Genomic DNA, 14,658 nt, shown 5'->3' on the forward strand with positions numbered 1-14,658 from the left:
CCCGGACCGGGGGTGCCCGCCCGCATTCGTGCCGAAAGCAGCGCTGGCGGTGGGGTAAAGAAAATATCCTGTGGCGCCGGTTCCCGACATGTTTTACCGGGTGCGCGCCGCCTGGTGATATTTTATTTCTCTCTTGCACACCCGGCTGGTTTCATGTGATACGAAATCATGCCTGGAACACAGACCCGTCTCTCCGACTTCATGCCCTATCGGATGGCCATCACCTCCAACGCGGTGAGCGGCCTCATTTCGGGCGAGTATCGCAGCGAGTTCGGCCTCAAGATTCCCGAGTGGCGGATCATGGCCGTGCTGGGCGACGCCGGGTCGCTGACGCAGCGCGATCTCGTGCGCGCCACGCTGATGGACAAGGTGGCGGTGAACCGCGCCTGCAAGGTGCTGGAGCAGCGGGGCCTCGTCCAGCGCAGCCCGAACGAGCAGGACGGACGTTCCCACCATCTCGAATTCACGCCCGCCGGACGTGAACTTCACGGCAAGATCTGGCCCCAGGCGGTCCACATCTACGAAAAGATCTTCTCCTCGATCACCGAGCGCGAGAAGGAAAAGCTGCGGTCGATCCTCGACAAGCTGCTGAAAGCCGCGCGCGCAATCGAAGGCGACGACAAGTGAAGCTTGCCTCCCTCCCGCAGGGACGGGATGGGCGGCTGATCGTCGTGTCCGACGACCTGGCCTGGTATGCCGATGCCGACCACATCGTCCCGACGATGCAGGGTCTGCTGGACGACTGGGACCGGCATTTCCCGTTGATCGAGGCCTTGGCGATCGAGCTTGCGCACGAAGCCATTCCGCTCAAGCGCTTTCACGAGCGCGAGGCCTGCGCACCCTTGCCGCGCGCCTTCCAGTGGGCAGACGGCAGCGCCTATGTGAATCACGTCGAACTGGTGCGGAAGGCGCGTGGGGCGGAGCTGCCTGAAAGCTTCTGGACCGACCCGCTGATGTATCAGGGCGGCAGCGACGACATGCGCGGCGGGCGCGATCCCCTCGTACTGGCGGACGAAGCCTGGGGTGGGGACTTCGAGGCGGAAATCGTCGTCGTCACCGGCGACGTGCCCCAGGGCGTCAGCCCCGAAGAAGCGCTGAAGCATATCCGCCTTGTCGGTCTGGTCAACGACGTGTCGTTGCGCAATCTCATCCCCGGCGAACTGTCCAAGGGCTTCGGCTTCGTCCAGTCCAAGCCGGCCAGTCACTTTTCCCCGGTCTTCGTGACGCCGGAAACGCTCGGTGACGCATGGGCTGGCGGCAGACTGTCGCAGACGCTGATGGTCGACCTCAACGGCGAGCCGTTCGGGCGCATCGAGGCTGCGGAAGAGTGCACGTTCGACTTCGGCGTGCTGATCGCGCATCTTGCGAAGACGCGCAGCATCGGGGCCGGTTCGATCATCGGATCGGGCACCGTGTCCAATCGCGATCCCGACGGTTCGCCAGGACGCCCGGTGGCCCAGGGCGGGCGCGGCTATGCCTGCATCGCCGAACAGCGCATGGTCGAGACGATCGCATCGGGCCAGCCGTCGACGGCCTTCCTGCGATGGGGCGATACAGTCCGGATCGAAATGCGCGACGACAAGGGCAAGAGCATCTTCGGCGCCATCGAGCAGACCGTCGTCCGCCCCTGAAGGTCGGCGCTAGCGCAGCGCCGACGCACATCTCGTTCCCGCGGTCGCCTCTCCCGTCAGACCGGCTTCTTGTTGACGAGGCTGTCGCTGATCGAGCATGCGGCTGGGCCGAGAATGACGATGAACAGCACCGGCAGGATGAAAAGGATGAGCGGGATCGTCATGATTGCGGGAAGGCGCGCGGCCTTTTCCTCGGCGCGCATCATTCGCTCGTTGCGGAACTCCGCCGACAGCACGCGCAGGGCCGATGCCAGCGGCGTGCCGTAGCGTTCGGTCTGGATCATCGTCGTGACCACGCCCTTCACCGAGTCCAGGTCGACGCGGTAGGCAAGGTTTTCGAAGGCGTGCCTGCGCTCGGTCAGGAACGACAGTTCGATGGCAGTCAGGGCAAACTCGTCGCCCAGTTCGGGATAGGCGCGGCCAAGTTCGCGGGCGACGCGGCTGAAGGCGGCGTCGACCGTAAGACCGGCCTCGGCGCAGATCACCAGCAGGTCGAGCGCATCGGGAAGGCCCTTGCGGACAGCAACCGTGCGCTTGGACACGAGGTTCTGGATGAAGAGGTCCGGTCCCTTGTAGCCCGCGATGAGGCAGACCGCGAAGCCGAGGAAGCGCTTGAACGGGCTCCAGTCGGGGAAGGTGTTCGACCAATAGAACACGGCCGCGCCGAACAGGCCGAGCGCGATCGGTCCGACGAGTCGGCCGAGGATGACGGCGACCGCCCATTCCTTCTTGCGGATGCCGGCCTGCGCCAGCTTTTGCTGGATGACCGCGAGCTGACTGTCCTGCAGGACTTTCAGCGATTCGAGGAAACCGCGGATCTGGTCGGTCGTCTGGTTGCGGCGGACGATGCTCGTGCGCTTGCGGGCGTTGGCGGTGACGATGCCTGACTTGAGCTGTTCGCGCCGCTCGTTCAGCGCCTTGACACGTTTGGCCATCGGATCGCGGACGGTGACTGCGGCGTAGATTGCCAGCATGACCGCGAAAGCCGCGATGGCCACGAGAATCGAGCCGACGAAGTAGACGTCGAAGCCGAGCAGCGTCGGTCCGGGGGGAGTCCTTGTCATAGCGCCTTGCCTCTCCCGCTCAGATTTCGAAGCTGACCATCTTGGCCATGATGAAGGCTCCGATACCGAGCCAGGTCAGGCCGCCAAGGCCGGCGATGATGAGGCGTTCGTCCACAAAGAACTTTCCGAGATAGACCGGGTTGATCCAGTAGATCAGGGCGAAGACGATGAAGGGCAGGGCGCCGACGATATACGCCGAGGCTTTCGATTCCGAACTCATCGCCTTGATCTTCAACTTCATCTGTGCGCGCTTGCGCAGCACGTCGGACAGGTTCGACAGCGTTTCCGCGAGGTTGCCGCCCGTCTCGCGCTGGATCGCCAGCGTGATGCAGAAGAAGTTGAATTCCGGCAGGTTCAACCGGTCCGCCGTGTCCTGGAGAGCCTCTTCCATCGTGCGGCCCACCTTGATGCGGTCGGTCACCAGCTTGAACTCCTCGCCCACCGGGCCCGGCAGTTCGGCCGCGACGACGCCGAGCGTTTCGGTGACGGGCAGGCCCGAGCGCAGGCCGCGTACCAGCAGGTCCAGGGCATCGGGCAGGCGGGTGACGAAGTTGTCGATCCGCTTGTTGATCGCACGACCGACCAGCATGTGGGGAAGGCCGCCGCCGATGAAAATGCCGGAACCGAGCGCCAGCAGAGGCGCGCCTGTGCGCAGGTACACCAGCAGGAAGATCAGAATGGCGAGGCCGCCGCTGACGTAGAGGTACTGCGAAAGCGTCCAGCCCTTGCCGGTGCGGTGCAGGCGCAGTTCGAGCGCCTCGAGCCGCGACGAAGACCCGGCGGGCCTCATGGTCTTCGGCTTGCGCGCGGCGAGCGTCTTGCGATACTGCGCTTCGACCTTGTCCAGCGTACTTTCCGAGTGACGGAAGCGGACCGACTGGAGGCGCCGGTTGACTTCCTTCGAGGCCGATGGACCGGACAGCGCGGCATAGCCCAGCACCATCGCCACCATCAGCCCGGTGGACATCAGCAGAAGCTGGATAATGCTGGTCATCGCCGGTGTCTTCCTGTCACATCTCTAGTTCACGCCGGGGGAGTCAGGCCGGCGCGCCCGCGCGGGCCTTGGGCGCAAGCATCTTCTTCAGGTCGAACTTGCCGAGCAGCGATGCCTTGCGGCTGTCGGCGCCGGTGTCGGCCGAGGTCGAGCCGTCTTCGCCGACCGATCCGATGATCGCCTCGCCAATGTCGCGCAGAACGGTCCCCGCCTTGGACGAGCGGTTCGCAGCAACGAACGTCTGGCCCAGCTTGGCCGCGTTGGAGGCGCCCTTGATGTCGTAGGGGATCATGTAGTTGATCTTGCGTTCGATCGACGCCTCGAAATCGGCCTTCGAGATCTCGTTGGCGCCAGCCTGGATCTTGTTGGCGACGATCAGCGGGCGTGCATGGGCCGCATTGGTCTTCAGCCAGGACAGCAGGCGGATTGCATCGCGCGCGCCAGCCAGCGTCAGTTCGGTCGCGACGATCACGACGTTCACGTCTGCCAGCAGGTGCGGGAAGTTGATCAGCATGTTGCGCGGCATGTCGATGACGGTCATCTCGAATGCCTGGCGGAACTCTTCTTCAAGCTGCAGGAAGGCGCTGCCGTCGGTCATCAGCGGAGAGCTGATCGGCGCTTCGGCCGAGAGGATCGCGAGGTTGTCGTTCGCGCGGATCATCGCGCGCTCGATGAACAGCCCGTCGATGCGGCTGGGATTGTCGATCGCGTCGGTCAGGCCGCGGCCGGGCTCGAGGTCGAGCGTCAGCGCGCCGGTGCCGAAGTGCACGTCGAGATCCAGCAACGCCGTCGGCAGGCGATGGTCGGTGCTGAACAGCCAGGCGAGCGAGGTCGCGAGCGTGGAGGCGCCGACCCCGCCGCGCGTGCCGACGATGGCCGTGGAGATGTGGCGCTTGGCCGTTGCCGGATCATGGCTCTTGGGCGCGGTGAAGATCGCCTGGGCCTGGACCAGGGCGTCGCGGAGCTGACCCGGGTTGAGCGGCTTGAGCAGGTAGTCCTGGATGCCCGAGGCAATCAGGTCGCGGTAAAGTCGCACATCGTTGACCTGGCCCACGGCGATCACGACGGTGCCGGGCTCGCACACTTCGGCGAGCGCATTGATGTCGTTCAGCGGATCGCCGCTTTCCGACAGGTCGACCATCAGGATGTTCGGGCTTGCGGTGATCGAAAGCGACTGGATCGCGTTGCGAAGTCCGCCGCGATGGCACTTTTCCGGCGCCCAGCCCATGTCGACGACCACCGGCCGGAGCATGTCCAGCGCGTTCTCGTCGCACATGAAGGCAGCGAAGGCGTCGCGGTTTGCGTTCTTCCAGCTCATGGTATCAGTTCCCTCCCGAGCCGCCGCTGGCGCTGGACGTGGTGACGTTCTTGAGGCCTTCCTCTCCGGTCGGTCGGGCCGCGCGATAGCTGTCGATGGCCTTGGTGCTGCTCATCACGACCGTCTCGCCGGTGCCCGAGGCGCCCTGGATGAGATGCTCCTTGTCGGCGACCATCGCGGCAAGGTTGCTGTTGACGGCGCAACCGAAATTGGTGCTGGTGTGATTGTTCAGGGTCATGTCGGAGTTGTATTCCCACGATGGGCATCCCGGCACCGAGGCGGTCGCGCGGGTCACGACGACACGGACCGCTCCGGGCGCGACGTAGCCCGGCGTGACCGGTGCGGCGCCGTCGGCCAGCATCAGCCCCCAGCGACCTGCCACGGCATCGACCGCCGACAGTGTGGCCTTCGACTGGAGCGGGTCGTCCACCGCGATCTTGTCGCCGTACTTGAGGCCGAGGCTTTCGAACCACCCCGCGAGACGGCGCTGTTCGGTGATCGAAAGTCCGCCGCCGGGCAGCGTCTCGAGATCGAAGACGAAGTGGTTGCGCTCCACCACGGGCTGGTGGACCGAGGTGAGCATGCGGTTCTCCGGCACCGACGAGCAGGCCGAGAGGGCGATGCCGAGCGAGAGGACGAAGGCACTTGCGGTGCCGCGGATGAGGCTGTGGCGCATGGCTTGTCCCTTTCTCACTGGATGCTGAAGCCGGGTTCGGCGGCGGCAGGCGCGGCGGCGACCTTCTTGCGGTCGGCCGGCGTGGTGGGCACGTCGAGTTCGCCCACCTTGGGGCCCTGCTGAGTCGTGCCTTCCTTCTGCGTCGGCTTGGGCCGGTCGCCGCCGGTTACGCCGTCGCTTTCCATGTGGCCGAGCAGGCGCTGGATTTCGTTCGGGCTCTGGAAGCCGTCGGTCGGCAGCTTGATGTCGTTCGCGTTGACCGGATTCACCAGGTAGGGGGTGACCACGATCACCAGTTCGGTCTCGCCCTTCTTGTAGCTGGTCGAGCGGAAGAGCGAGCCAAGGATCGGGATGTCGCCCGCGCCAGGCATCTTGGTCAGTGCGTTCTGCGCACCGTTCTGAAGCAGGCCGGCGATCATGAACGATTGTCCCGAACCGAGTTCCACCGTGGTTTCGGCGCGGCGAACGGTCAGCGCGGGAATCTCGACGCTGTCGAGCTTGAGTGCCCCGGTGCTGGATAGCTCCGAGGCTTCGGGACGCACGCGGATCGAGATGCGGCCGTTGGCCAGCACGGTCGGCGTGTAGGCCAGGCTCACGCCGTACTTCTTGTACTCGATCGACGTCGTGCCGAGACCCTGCGAAACCGGTATCGGGTATTCGCCACCCGCCAGGAATTCGGCAGTTTCGCCGGAAATGGCAGTCAGGTTCGGTTCCGACAGCGTGGTCACCAGACCGATTGTCTCACCGGCATCGAGCGCGGCGAGAAGGTCGAGGCCCAGCAGCTTGCCCATGCCCGCAATGGTCGTGCCGCTGCTGCTAGCAGCGACCGACGTTCCAGTCGCGGACACGTAGTTGGACGTGGCACCGGTCGGGTCGAGGATGTAGCCCGAGGTCGAGCTGGTGCCGACGCCAAACGGCAGGTTGCGGTTGGTCGCCACGGAGCCGGTCGTGCTGCCCTGGCCGATGCCGAACTTGATGCCTCCGGTGCCGTCGATCGTGGTGAGGTTGACGCCCAGCGTGCGCACCAGCGAACGGCTCACCTCGGCGAACTTCACGTGCAGGCTGACCTGGAGCGGAGTTGCCATCTTGAGGCGGCTGATGACGTTGGTCTTCTCGCCGACGAAAGCCTTGACCAGGCGTTCGGCCTCGGCGGCATCCTCGGGCGCTGCCACGGTGCCGGTGAGCAGGACCGTGTTGTTCATCGTCGCCACGTTGATGCGCGCTTCGGGCATGGCGAGGTGCAGCATCTGGTCGATCGAGTCGAGGTTGTTGCCCACCCGCACATTGGCCGACCACACGACATCGCCCTTGGCGTTGCTTGCATAGATCGTCGTCTCGCCGCCGGCCTTGCCGAAGACATAGAGCTGGTTGGTCGACTTGACCTGGACGTCGGCGACCCTCTCGTCGGCCACGAAGACGTCGGCCATGCGGCCCGGAACCGTGACCAGTTCGCCGCGACCGATGGAGATGGTCACCGTGCGCGCCGGGCTGGTCATGCCCTGGGCATGGAGCGGGGCGCCTGCCGGGACCAGGGCCAGCGGCAGCGCGAGCGCGGCGGCCGTGAGGAGCGAAGTGGAGATTCGGCGGTTCATCGTGCGGACCTTCGCAATCTGGTTCTGTCGCGCGGGCTTCATGTCAGTTCCCTCCCAGCGAGACGGATTCTGTTTCCTTGCCGCGGGTCACACGGACGACCGGGCCGCGGCGAACGGGGGCAGCGTTGGAGGCCATTTGCGGGCCGGTGGCGGCTGCCATCTGCGGGGCGCCCATGCCGGCTGCGGGTGCCGTGACGGGCATGGTCTTGCGCTGGAAGCGCGAGACGTCGCCGCCGGTGACGAAGCTGTCCTTGCCGCCGCCCAGCGGGCGGTTCATCGCCTGCTGGAGCAGGGCCTCTTCCTGCTGCTTGGTCACGCCTGCCGGGATCTTGACGTCGCCGGCGGCAATGGCCTGCTCCAGCTCGGCCGAGTTGTCGGCCAGCGAGCGCAGCGAGAGGCTGATCGTACCGATGGTCTGCGCGACCGCAATCTTCTCGGCGATCTTGGGCGTCACTTCGAGTGTGACGGTGCTGAAGGTGCGGACGCGGGTCTTGCCTTCGACCTGTTCCTGTTCGGTCGACTGGTCGGTGGCAAGGACGCGCAGGTTCTTGAGGATCGTCTCCGACGCCTTGAGCGCCATGCCTTCGCCCGTGCCCTTGACAGTCTGGGTCAGCACGAGATCGATGTGATCGCCCGGGAAGACGAAGCCGGCAACGCCGGTGCGTGCGGAAACAGGGATGGTGACGGCGCGCATGCCGGCACCGAGAGCAGCAGCGAGGAAGCCGCGGTCGCCGGGGGCGACAAGATTGCCCTTGGTCACCGGTTCGCCCGCCGTGATCGGATTGCGGACGACGGTGCCGAGCAGCTTCTGCATGTCCGCCTCGCCTTCGACGAAGTAGGCGTCCTGCACCATGTCCTTGGGCCAGGCCTGGAAGTTGATTGAATCGGCTGTGATGATCGTGCCGACCGGAAGCGCGCGCTGCGCCACGAGGACCTTGGGGCCGGTCGGCACCTTGGCCGCGGCTTCAGCCTGGGGCGTCGAATTGCCGGCGAAAAGGCTCCTTGCTGCGAAGGCCGTGCCGATCGCTACGATCAGCGCCCCCACCAGCAACATCAGCTTCCTCTTGTCCATGACTCGTTGTCCCGCCCTCTAAAGTCCGGCCCGCATGTCTCGGGCAAATTGGTTAAAATTTGCGATATGCGCGTTTCACGCACCGTTCACGGAGCGCCAGCCAGCTTCCAGAACGGGAGCCAGTGTGATCAGTCCCGCGCAGGCAATGGCCACGCCATAGGGAATTTTCGCATCGCGCCTGCGGGTGACCGTGTAGTGCCACGCAGCGAAAACGATGGTGAGAAAGCCGCCCAGCAGCGACATGATGACGAGCAGCTTCACGAACATCCCCGGAGCCAGCCAGAGGGCGAGCGCGGACAGCAGCTTGACGTCGCCCCCGCCCATCAGCCTGAGCGCGAACAGGCCCGCCAGAACCAGGAACGTCGCAGCGGCCAGACCGACCTGCATGGCAATGTCCGGCCAGAGAGACAGGCCCGCTGCCCACCAGTAGGCGGGAGCGGCCAGCGCGATTGCGGCGTTCAGCCAGTTGTCGATCTGGCGGCGGCGGATATCGGTGAAGGCGGCAACCAGCAGTGCGATTGCCAATGCCCCGACCAGTCCGTAAACGAAGATGTTCCCCTGCATGCTCTTCGGCATAAGGGACAACCACTTACCAAACAGTAACCAAACCTTGGCGCGGATTTGCGCGGGTGGAGGCGGCGCGGCATGGATTTCGACACGGGCAGGCGGATCGACCGGAGAGCGATTCCAGCCGACGCTGTCGAGGGGACATGGACGGCAAGCGACGGTCATCCGATACGCCGCATAGACTGGCCCGGCCATTCCGAACCGGACGCTCCCACGGCGCCGCGAGGTTCGCTCCTGTTCCTGCCAGGACGAGGGGATTTCTACGAAAAGTATCTGGAATCCCTGGATTACTGGCATTGCGAAGGGTGGCGGGTCACCGCGCTCGACTGGCGAGGGCAAGCTGGCTCCGGTCGGCTTTCGTCGGATCCGATGACAGGGCATGTTCCCGATTTCGGGCTGTGGCTGGACGACCTTGGCGCGTTCTGGACGGATTGGGTTCGTGACACGCCCGGTCCCCATGTGGTCGTGGGCCATTCGATGGGCGGGCATCTCGTGCTTCGCGCCCTCGCCGAGCGCCGGATCGATCCGGCCGCGGTGGTGCTGAGCGCGCCCATGCTCGGATTCCTGACACCAGGCCCGAATCGGGTTCTTCACCGGGTGGCCGAGTTCATGTGCCGAATCGGCGACCCCGAACGAAGCGCCTGGAAGAGCAGCGAAAAGCCCGGGGCAACCACGGCCGCGCGCAATACGCTCCTCACGCATGACGAGGCCCGTTACGGTGACGAGACGCACTGGAAGACGGTGCGGCCCGAACTTGCAATGGGGCCGGGAAGCTGGCGCTGGGTGGAGCGGGCCTACGCCTCGATGCTGGTGCTGGACAGACCGGGGCTGCTGGAGGCGGTCGACGTGCCGGTGCTTTTGCTTGCCGCGCGCCATGACGGGCTCGTTTCCTGGCGCGCGATCGAGCGTGCGGCGCGGCGCCTGCCGCGCGCGCAACTGATGACCTGGGGCCGCGAGGCAAGGCACGAGTTGCTCCGTGAGGCCGATCCGGTAAGGGACAAGGTCATGCACGCCATCGACGATTTTCTTGACCGCCTTGCCCCGCCGACCGGGGAGGACGCACCCGCGTGAGCCTGCCGATCGAGGATTTCGACGTCGCCATCGTCGGGGCGGGCATGGCTGGCGCAAGCCTTGCCGCCGAATGCGCTACCCATGCTCGCGTGCTGCTGGTCGAGGCGGAGGATACGCCCGGTTACCACACGACGGGTCGTTCCGCCGCGTTCTGGGAAGAGACATATGGTGGACCGGGCGTCTTTCCGCTGACCATGGCTTCGGGCCGGTTCCTGCGCGAAGGTGGCTATCTTTCCCCGCGCGGGGCGCTGAACATCGGGCAGGCGGCGGACCGCGAGAAGCTGGAGGCATTCGTCGAGAAATTCCGCGCGCTCGGCGCGACGCTGCACATGCAGGATCGCGCTTCGCTCGAGCGTCGCGTGCCAGGCCTGCGCCCGGAATGGATCGTCGGCGCTTGGGAACCCGAGTGCGCCGACATCGACGTGGCCGGTTTGCACCAGCACTATCTCGCCGCATCGAAGCGCACCGGCACGGTGCTGCGGGTGCGGGCGCGCGTGGAGCGGGTGGAGCGCGAAGGCGCGGGCTGGCGCATCGCCTGGAATGGCGGCGAGGCGCGCGCGGCGATCCTTGCCAATGCCGCCGGGGCCTGGGCCGATGACTTCGCGCAGCTTGCCGGCGCCGCCGCGCTGGGCATCCAGCCGCTGCGCCGCACAATCGTCCAGCTGCGCACCGATCCCGCGCCCGCGGACGATTTGCCGCTGACGCTGGGCATCAACGAGGACTTCTACTTCAAGCCGCAGGGCGGCCGCCTCTGGCTTTCCCCGCACGACGAGATTCCGGACGTGGCGCGCGATGCCGCGCCCGAGGAACTTGACGTCGCCATCGCCATCGACCGGTTCGAGCATGTCGTGGACTGGAAGATCGTCGCGATGGAGCGGCGCTGGGCAGGCCTGCGCTCGTTCTCGCCCGACCGGCTGCCGGTCTACGGCTTCGACCCCCGCGTTCCCGGACTATTCTGGTTCGCCGGGCAAGGCGGCTTCGGAATACAGACCGCGCCGGCGGCGGCAAGGCTCGGCGCGCAGCTTCTGCTGGGCCTGCCGCGCGATGGCCTGACGGCGGAGATCGACGCGGAAGTCTATGCGCCGGGTCGTTTTGTCATGGCCTGAATGCATGATACTGTCATTTTGAGGAAACGAACGCGCTGGATTGAGTTTCAATCCCGGTTTCATTCTTCAAAAAGACCGAGAGGATGCGTTGATGGCACACCGCTTCGAGATCCGCAGGAACAAGGCCGGCGAATTCGTCGCCTACTTCTGCTTCAACAACGAAACGATCTTCTGGACCGAGGGCTACTCCAGCAAATCGGGCGCGAAGAATGCCATTGAATCGATACTGAAGAACGGGCCCGGCGCCGAAGTGGTTGATACCACGGCGGACTGAAGCACCGCCCGATCCCGCTGCCGCCACTCGCGATGCCAAGGCAGCTTCGGCATCAGCGAAGTGCCGGAGCAGGCGGAAATCAGCAGGCGGAACTTTCAGGCCGCCAGCGCCGCATCGCTCGCTAGCTTGTCGACCCGCTCGTTCTCGGGGTGGCCGTCGTGCCCCTTGACCCAGACCCATTCGACCTTGTGCGGGCGCACCGCATCGACCAGCGCGCGCCACAGGTCCTCGTTCTTGACCGGCTTGTTGTCGGCCGTCTTCCAGCCCTTCTTCTGCCAGCCGAAGATCCACTTGGTGATGCCGTCGAGCACGTACTTGCTGTCGGTGTGCAGCGTCACGCGGCAGGGCTGCTTCAGCGCCTCGAGCGCGCGGATCGCAGCCATCAGCTCCATGCGGTTGTTGGTCGTCTCCTTTTCGGAGCCGGCCATTTCCTTCTCGTGCTCGCCCATGCGCAGCAGCGCGCCCCAGCCGCCCTTGCCGGGATTGCCCTTGCACGCGCCGTCGGTGAAGATCTCGACGTGCTTCACGCGAAAGCATTCGTGTCGAATATGGCGGGATTGGCGGCGTAGAATTGCAGCCGCCGGGCGAACGCCATCGGGTCCTTGCGCACCACCAGCGCGTCGGCCGGCGTATTCAGCCAGTCATAGGCCCGGCTCGATGTGAAGCGCATCGCCGCGCCCTGCGCCAGCAGCGGCAGGGCCGCGCGCTCTTCCGGCAGCAGTGGCCGCACCGACTCGTAGCCTTCGAGCAGCGCCGCCGAGACGGCCGGATCGAAGCTCCGCCCGCTGCCGTCGAAGCACCACGCCGCATGGGTGACCGCCACATCGTAGGCCATGATGTCGTTGCAGGCGAAGTAGAAGTCGATGAGGCCGGTGACCTTGTCGCCCAGCATCAGCACGTTGTCGGGGAAGAGGTCCGCATGGATGACCGAGCGCGGCAGGTCGGCGGGCCATTGCGCCGCGATGCGGGGCATGTGTTCTGCCACCAGTCCGGCAAGGTCGGGGTCGATCCGTGCCAGCCCTTCCGCCCCGCAGGCATCGAACAGACGCTGCCATTCCGCCAGTCCCATCCCGTTTTCTCGCGAGCCGGCGAAGTCGGCAGAGGCCAGGTGCATCTGCGCCAGCGCCGTGCCCACGGCGCGGGCCTGCGCCGGGGTCGGCTCGCTGACCGAGACGCCGGGCAGGAACTCGATGAGCGCCAGCGCCTTGTCCCCGCGCATGCGGTAGAGCGCGCCTGCGCGGTCGTGGATCGTGCGCGGCACCGCGCAGCCGCGCCCAGCAAGGTGATCGAGCAGCGAGAGGAAATACGGCAGGTCTTCCAGCTCGATGCGGAATTCGTACATCGTCAGGATGAACCGCGCGCCCTTGCCGTCGCGCCCGGTGGTGTCGAGCAGCCAGTTGCTGTTCGACACGCCCTCGGCGATGCCCTTGGCCGAAACGAGTTCGCCCACGTCGAACTCGGCGACGAGCGCGGCCATGTCCTCGGCGCCGATCTGGGTATAGACCGCCATCGTCAGTCGACCAGTTGGCGCGGCAGCTTGAACACCATCTTCTCTTCGGCCGTGGTCACCGTTTCCTCGGTGACCGGCCGGAGCGAGGCGATCCGGGCGACGACTTCGCGCACCAGCACTTCGGGTGCCGAGGCGCCGGCGGTGAGACCGAGCGTTTCGACGCCATCGAGCCATTCAGGTTCGATCTCGCTCGCCCGCTGGATCAGGCGCGAGCGGGTGCCGAGCCGTTCAGCCACTTCGACCAGCCGCAGCGAGTTGGAGCTGTTCGGGGCGCCGATCACCAGCAGCAGGTCGCACTCGCCCGCGATTGCCTTGACCGCGGCCTGGCGGTTGGACGTGGCATAGCAGATGTCCTCTGCCTTGGGCCCGACGATTTGCGGGAAGCGGGTGTGGAGCGCGGCGACGATCTCTGCCGTGTCGTCCACCGAAAGCGTGGTCTGCGTCAGGAAGGCGAGCGGCGTGCCCTCGGGAAAGTCGAGGCCTGCGACGTCCTCGACCGTCTCGACCAGTGAGATCGTGCCCTCGGGGACCTGGCCCATCGTACCGATCACTTCGGGGTGCCCCTTGTGGCCGACGAACAGGATATGGCGCCCGGCCTCTACCTGCCGCTCGGCCTGGCGGTGGACCTTGCTGACCAGCGGGCAGGTGGCGTCGAGCCAGTCGAGCCCGCGCTCGGTCGCGGTCTGGGGCACGACCTTGGGCACGCCGTGGGCCGAAAAGACGACTGGCGCGCCATCGGGCACCTGGTCCAGTTCCTCGACGAAGACCGCGCCCTTGGCCTTGAGCCCGTCGACGACATAGCGGTTGTGGACGATTTCGTGCCGGACGTAGACCGGTGCACCAAAGCGTTCGAGCGAGCGCTCGACGATTTCGATCGCGCGGTCGACCCCCGCGCAGAACCCGCGCGGGGCGGCAATCAGGAGGCGGAGCGGGGCGCCCTGGGGCGCGGCGTCTGGCAAGCTGGCGTTCATCGCGCGCCCCTTAGCAGCAAGCGCGCCCGCCTGCCATTGCCGAAAGCGGCTGTGGTGGGTAGAGGTGGCGCAAATCTCGGCCAGATCGCCGCGACACAAGCCGCAATTGCCAAGGATAGAGTGCCCATGATCGCATCCGCCCGCCGTATCGCCCTCCTGGGCGCCCCGCTCGTGGCCGCGCTCGCGCTGTCGGCCTGTGGCGGCGGACGCGGCGAGCTTGTGGTGGACGAAGCAGTCGGCGTGAAGGCGCTGCGCGATCCCTGTCCGCGCGTCGGCGTGCCCGACTATACCGGCGACGTGACCCTGTTCACGGCGCCAGGCCGTACCGATTCGGGCGCGATCGACGTCGAGGCGGCGATCACCAACGTGCGCAGCCAGTGCACCGATGGCGACAAGCTCTATTCGGTGGCTTCCTTCGACGTGCTCGCCCGCCGCACCGACACGCGCGGCGCGCGCCGTGTCGAACTGCCCTATTTCTCCACCGTGGTTCGCGGCGGCAACATCGTCGTCGCCAAGCGCCTGGGCAAGGTCGTGCTGGACTTCGCCGATGGCCAGGCCCGCGCGTCCGCCAAGGCGGAAGCAGGCGCCTATGTCGAGAAGTCCGAAGCCTCGCTGCCCGAGGACATCGTGAAGCGCATCTCGCGCAAGCGCCGCGCGGGTGACGAGGATGCCGCGGTCGATCCGCTGTCGCAGCCCGAGGTCAAGGCCGCCCTGGCTCGCGCCAACTTCGAACTCCTCGTCGGCTTCCAGCTCACCGACGACCAGCTCCAGTACAACGTCCGCCGCTGACGGACCGTTTATCCGGGCCGATT

Annotated in this window: 16 protein-coding genes; 6 read left to right on the top strand and 10 right to left on the bottom strand. The window is 66.1% G+C overall.

The genetic code is table 11. From position 1 onward, the window contains the following. Nucleotides 1-168: 168 nt before the first annotated feature. Together SARO_RS05355 and SARO_RS05360 are read left to right on the top strand one after the other, a co-directional pair. Nucleotides 169-627 carry a MarR family winged helix-turn-helix transcriptional regulator gene (locus SARO_RS05355; protein WP_011444732.1) on the top strand — a complete coding sequence of 153 codons (459 nt, stop codon included), beginning with the start codon at nucleotides 169-171 and terminating at the stop codon, nucleotides 625-627. Next, nucleotides 624-1,631, top strand: a complete 1,008-nt coding sequence (locus SARO_RS05360; protein WP_011444733.1) for a fumarylacetoacetate hydrolase family protein — start codon at nucleotides 624-626, stop codon at nucleotides 1,629-1,631. Before SARO_RS05355 ends, SARO_RS05360 begins: the two co-directional genes overlap by 4 nt. Before the next feature lie 56 nt (nucleotides 1,632-1,687). Here the strand turns inward: SARO_RS05360 and SARO_RS05365 are convergent, their stop codons facing one another. The 7 genes from SARO_RS05365 to SARO_RS05395 all read right to left on the bottom strand — a co-directional run bounded on the left by SARO_RS05365 (nucleotide 1,688) and on the right by SARO_RS05395 (nucleotide 8,911). After that, nucleotides 1,688-2,695 (bottom strand): type II secretion system F family protein, encoded by a 1,008-nt coding sequence (locus SARO_RS05365; protein WP_011444734.1) that lies wholly within the window; start codon nucleotides 2,693-2,695, stop codon nucleotides 1,688-1,690. 19 nt (nucleotides 2,696-2,714) lie between these two features. Continuing rightward, a complete protein-coding gene (locus SARO_RS05370; RefSeq protein ID WP_011444735.1) occupies nucleotides 2,715-3,689 on the bottom strand; it encodes a type II secretion system F family protein in 975 nt (324 codons plus the stop codon). Nucleotides 3,690-3,732: 43 nt separating this feature from the next. Next, nucleotides 3,733-5,007, bottom strand: a complete 1,275-nt coding sequence (locus SARO_RS05375; protein ID WP_011444736.1) for a pilus assembly protein CpaE — start codon at nucleotides 5,005-5,007, stop codon at nucleotides 3,733-3,735. Nucleotides 5,008-5,011: 4 nt separating this feature from the next. Beyond that, nucleotides 5,012-5,683 (bottom strand): CpaD family pilus assembly protein, encoded by a 672-nt coding sequence (locus SARO_RS05380; RefSeq protein WP_011444737.1) that lies wholly within the window; start codon nucleotides 5,681-5,683, stop codon nucleotides 5,012-5,014. Nucleotides 5,684-5,697: 14 nt separating this feature from the next. Further along, nucleotides 5,698-7,317: a type II and III secretion system protein family protein gene (locus SARO_RS05385; RefSeq protein ID WP_011444738.1), complete on the bottom strand. Its 1,620-nt coding sequence runs from the start codon at nucleotides 7,315-7,317 to the stop codon at nucleotides 5,698-5,700. Between the two features lies 1 nt (nucleotide 7,318). After that, nucleotides 7,319-8,347 (bottom strand): Flp pilus assembly protein CpaB, encoded by a 1,029-nt coding sequence (cpaB, locus tag SARO_RS05390; RefSeq protein ID WP_011444739.1) that lies wholly within the window; start codon nucleotides 8,345-8,347, stop codon nucleotides 7,319-7,321. Between the two features lie 75 nt (nucleotides 8,348-8,422). After that, nucleotides 8,423-8,911, bottom strand: coding sequence for an A24 family peptidase (locus SARO_RS05395; RefSeq protein ID WP_041550741.1), 489 nt, complete (start codon nucleotides 8,909-8,911; stop codon nucleotides 8,423-8,425). A gap of 81 nt (nucleotides 8,912-8,992) precedes the next feature. Between SARO_RS05395 and SARO_RS05400 the strand changes: the two genes are divergently transcribed. The 3 genes from SARO_RS05400 to SARO_RS05410 all read left to right on the top strand — a co-directional run bounded on the left by SARO_RS05400 (nucleotide 8,993) and on the right by SARO_RS05410 (nucleotide 11,365). Beyond that, nucleotides 8,993-9,985, top strand: a complete 993-nt coding sequence (locus tag SARO_RS05400) for an alpha/beta hydrolase (protein ID WP_011444741.1) — start codon at nucleotides 8,993-8,995, stop codon at nucleotides 9,983-9,985. Next, nucleotides 9,982-11,091 carry an NAD(P)/FAD-dependent oxidoreductase gene (locus SARO_RS05405; RefSeq protein WP_011444742.1) on the top strand — a complete coding sequence of 370 codons (1,110 nt, stop codon included), beginning with the start codon at nucleotides 9,982-9,984 and terminating at the stop codon, nucleotides 11,089-11,091. The genes SARO_RS05400 and SARO_RS05405 overlap by 4 nt, the downstream gene beginning before the upstream one ends. Before the next feature lie 91 nt (nucleotides 11,092-11,182). Continuing rightward, complete coding sequence (locus SARO_RS05410) at nucleotides 11,183-11,365, top strand: YegP family protein (protein ID WP_011444743.1); 183 nt, start codon at nucleotides 11,183-11,185, stop codon at nucleotides 11,363-11,365. 95 nt (nucleotides 11,366-11,460) lie between these two features. Here SARO_RS05410 and rnhA read toward each other — a convergent pair whose 3' ends face one another. The 3 genes from rnhA to ispH are packed head-to-tail and all read right to left on the bottom strand — an operon-like array spanning nucleotide 11,461 to nucleotide 13,846. Next, nucleotides 11,461-11,892, bottom strand: a complete 432-nt coding sequence (gene rnhA / locus SARO_RS05415; RefSeq protein ID WP_011444744.1) for a ribonuclease HI — start codon at nucleotides 11,890-11,892, stop codon at nucleotides 11,461-11,463. Further along, nucleotides 11,889-12,875 (bottom strand): homoserine kinase, encoded by a 987-nt coding sequence (thrB, locus tag SARO_RS05420; RefSeq protein WP_011444745.1) that lies wholly within the window; start codon nucleotides 12,873-12,875, stop codon nucleotides 11,889-11,891. Before thrB ends, rnhA begins: the two co-directional genes overlap by 4 nt. A gap of 2 nt (nucleotides 12,876-12,877) precedes the next feature. Beyond that, entirely contained in the window at nucleotides 12,878-13,846 is a 969-nt protein-coding gene (gene ispH / locus SARO_RS05425) for a 4-hydroxy-3-methylbut-2-enyl diphosphate reductase (protein ID WP_011444746.1), read from the bottom strand. 126 nt (nucleotides 13,847-13,972) lie between these two features. Here ispH and SARO_RS05430 point away from each other — a divergent pair, with 126 nt between their 5' ends. Next, complete coding sequence (locus tag SARO_RS05430; RefSeq protein WP_011444747.1) at nucleotides 13,973-14,635, top strand: hypothetical protein; 663 nt, start codon at nucleotides 13,973-13,975, stop codon at nucleotides 14,633-14,635. The last annotated feature ends 23 nt before the right edge of the window (nucleotides 14,636-14,658 follow it).

Origin of the sequence: Novosphingobium aromaticivorans DSM 12444, from assembly GCF_000013325.1 — a bacterium.
In the GTDB taxonomy this organism is placed as follows: Bacteria; Pseudomonadota; Alphaproteobacteria; order Sphingomonadales; family Sphingomonadaceae; genus Novosphingobium; species Novosphingobium aromaticivorans.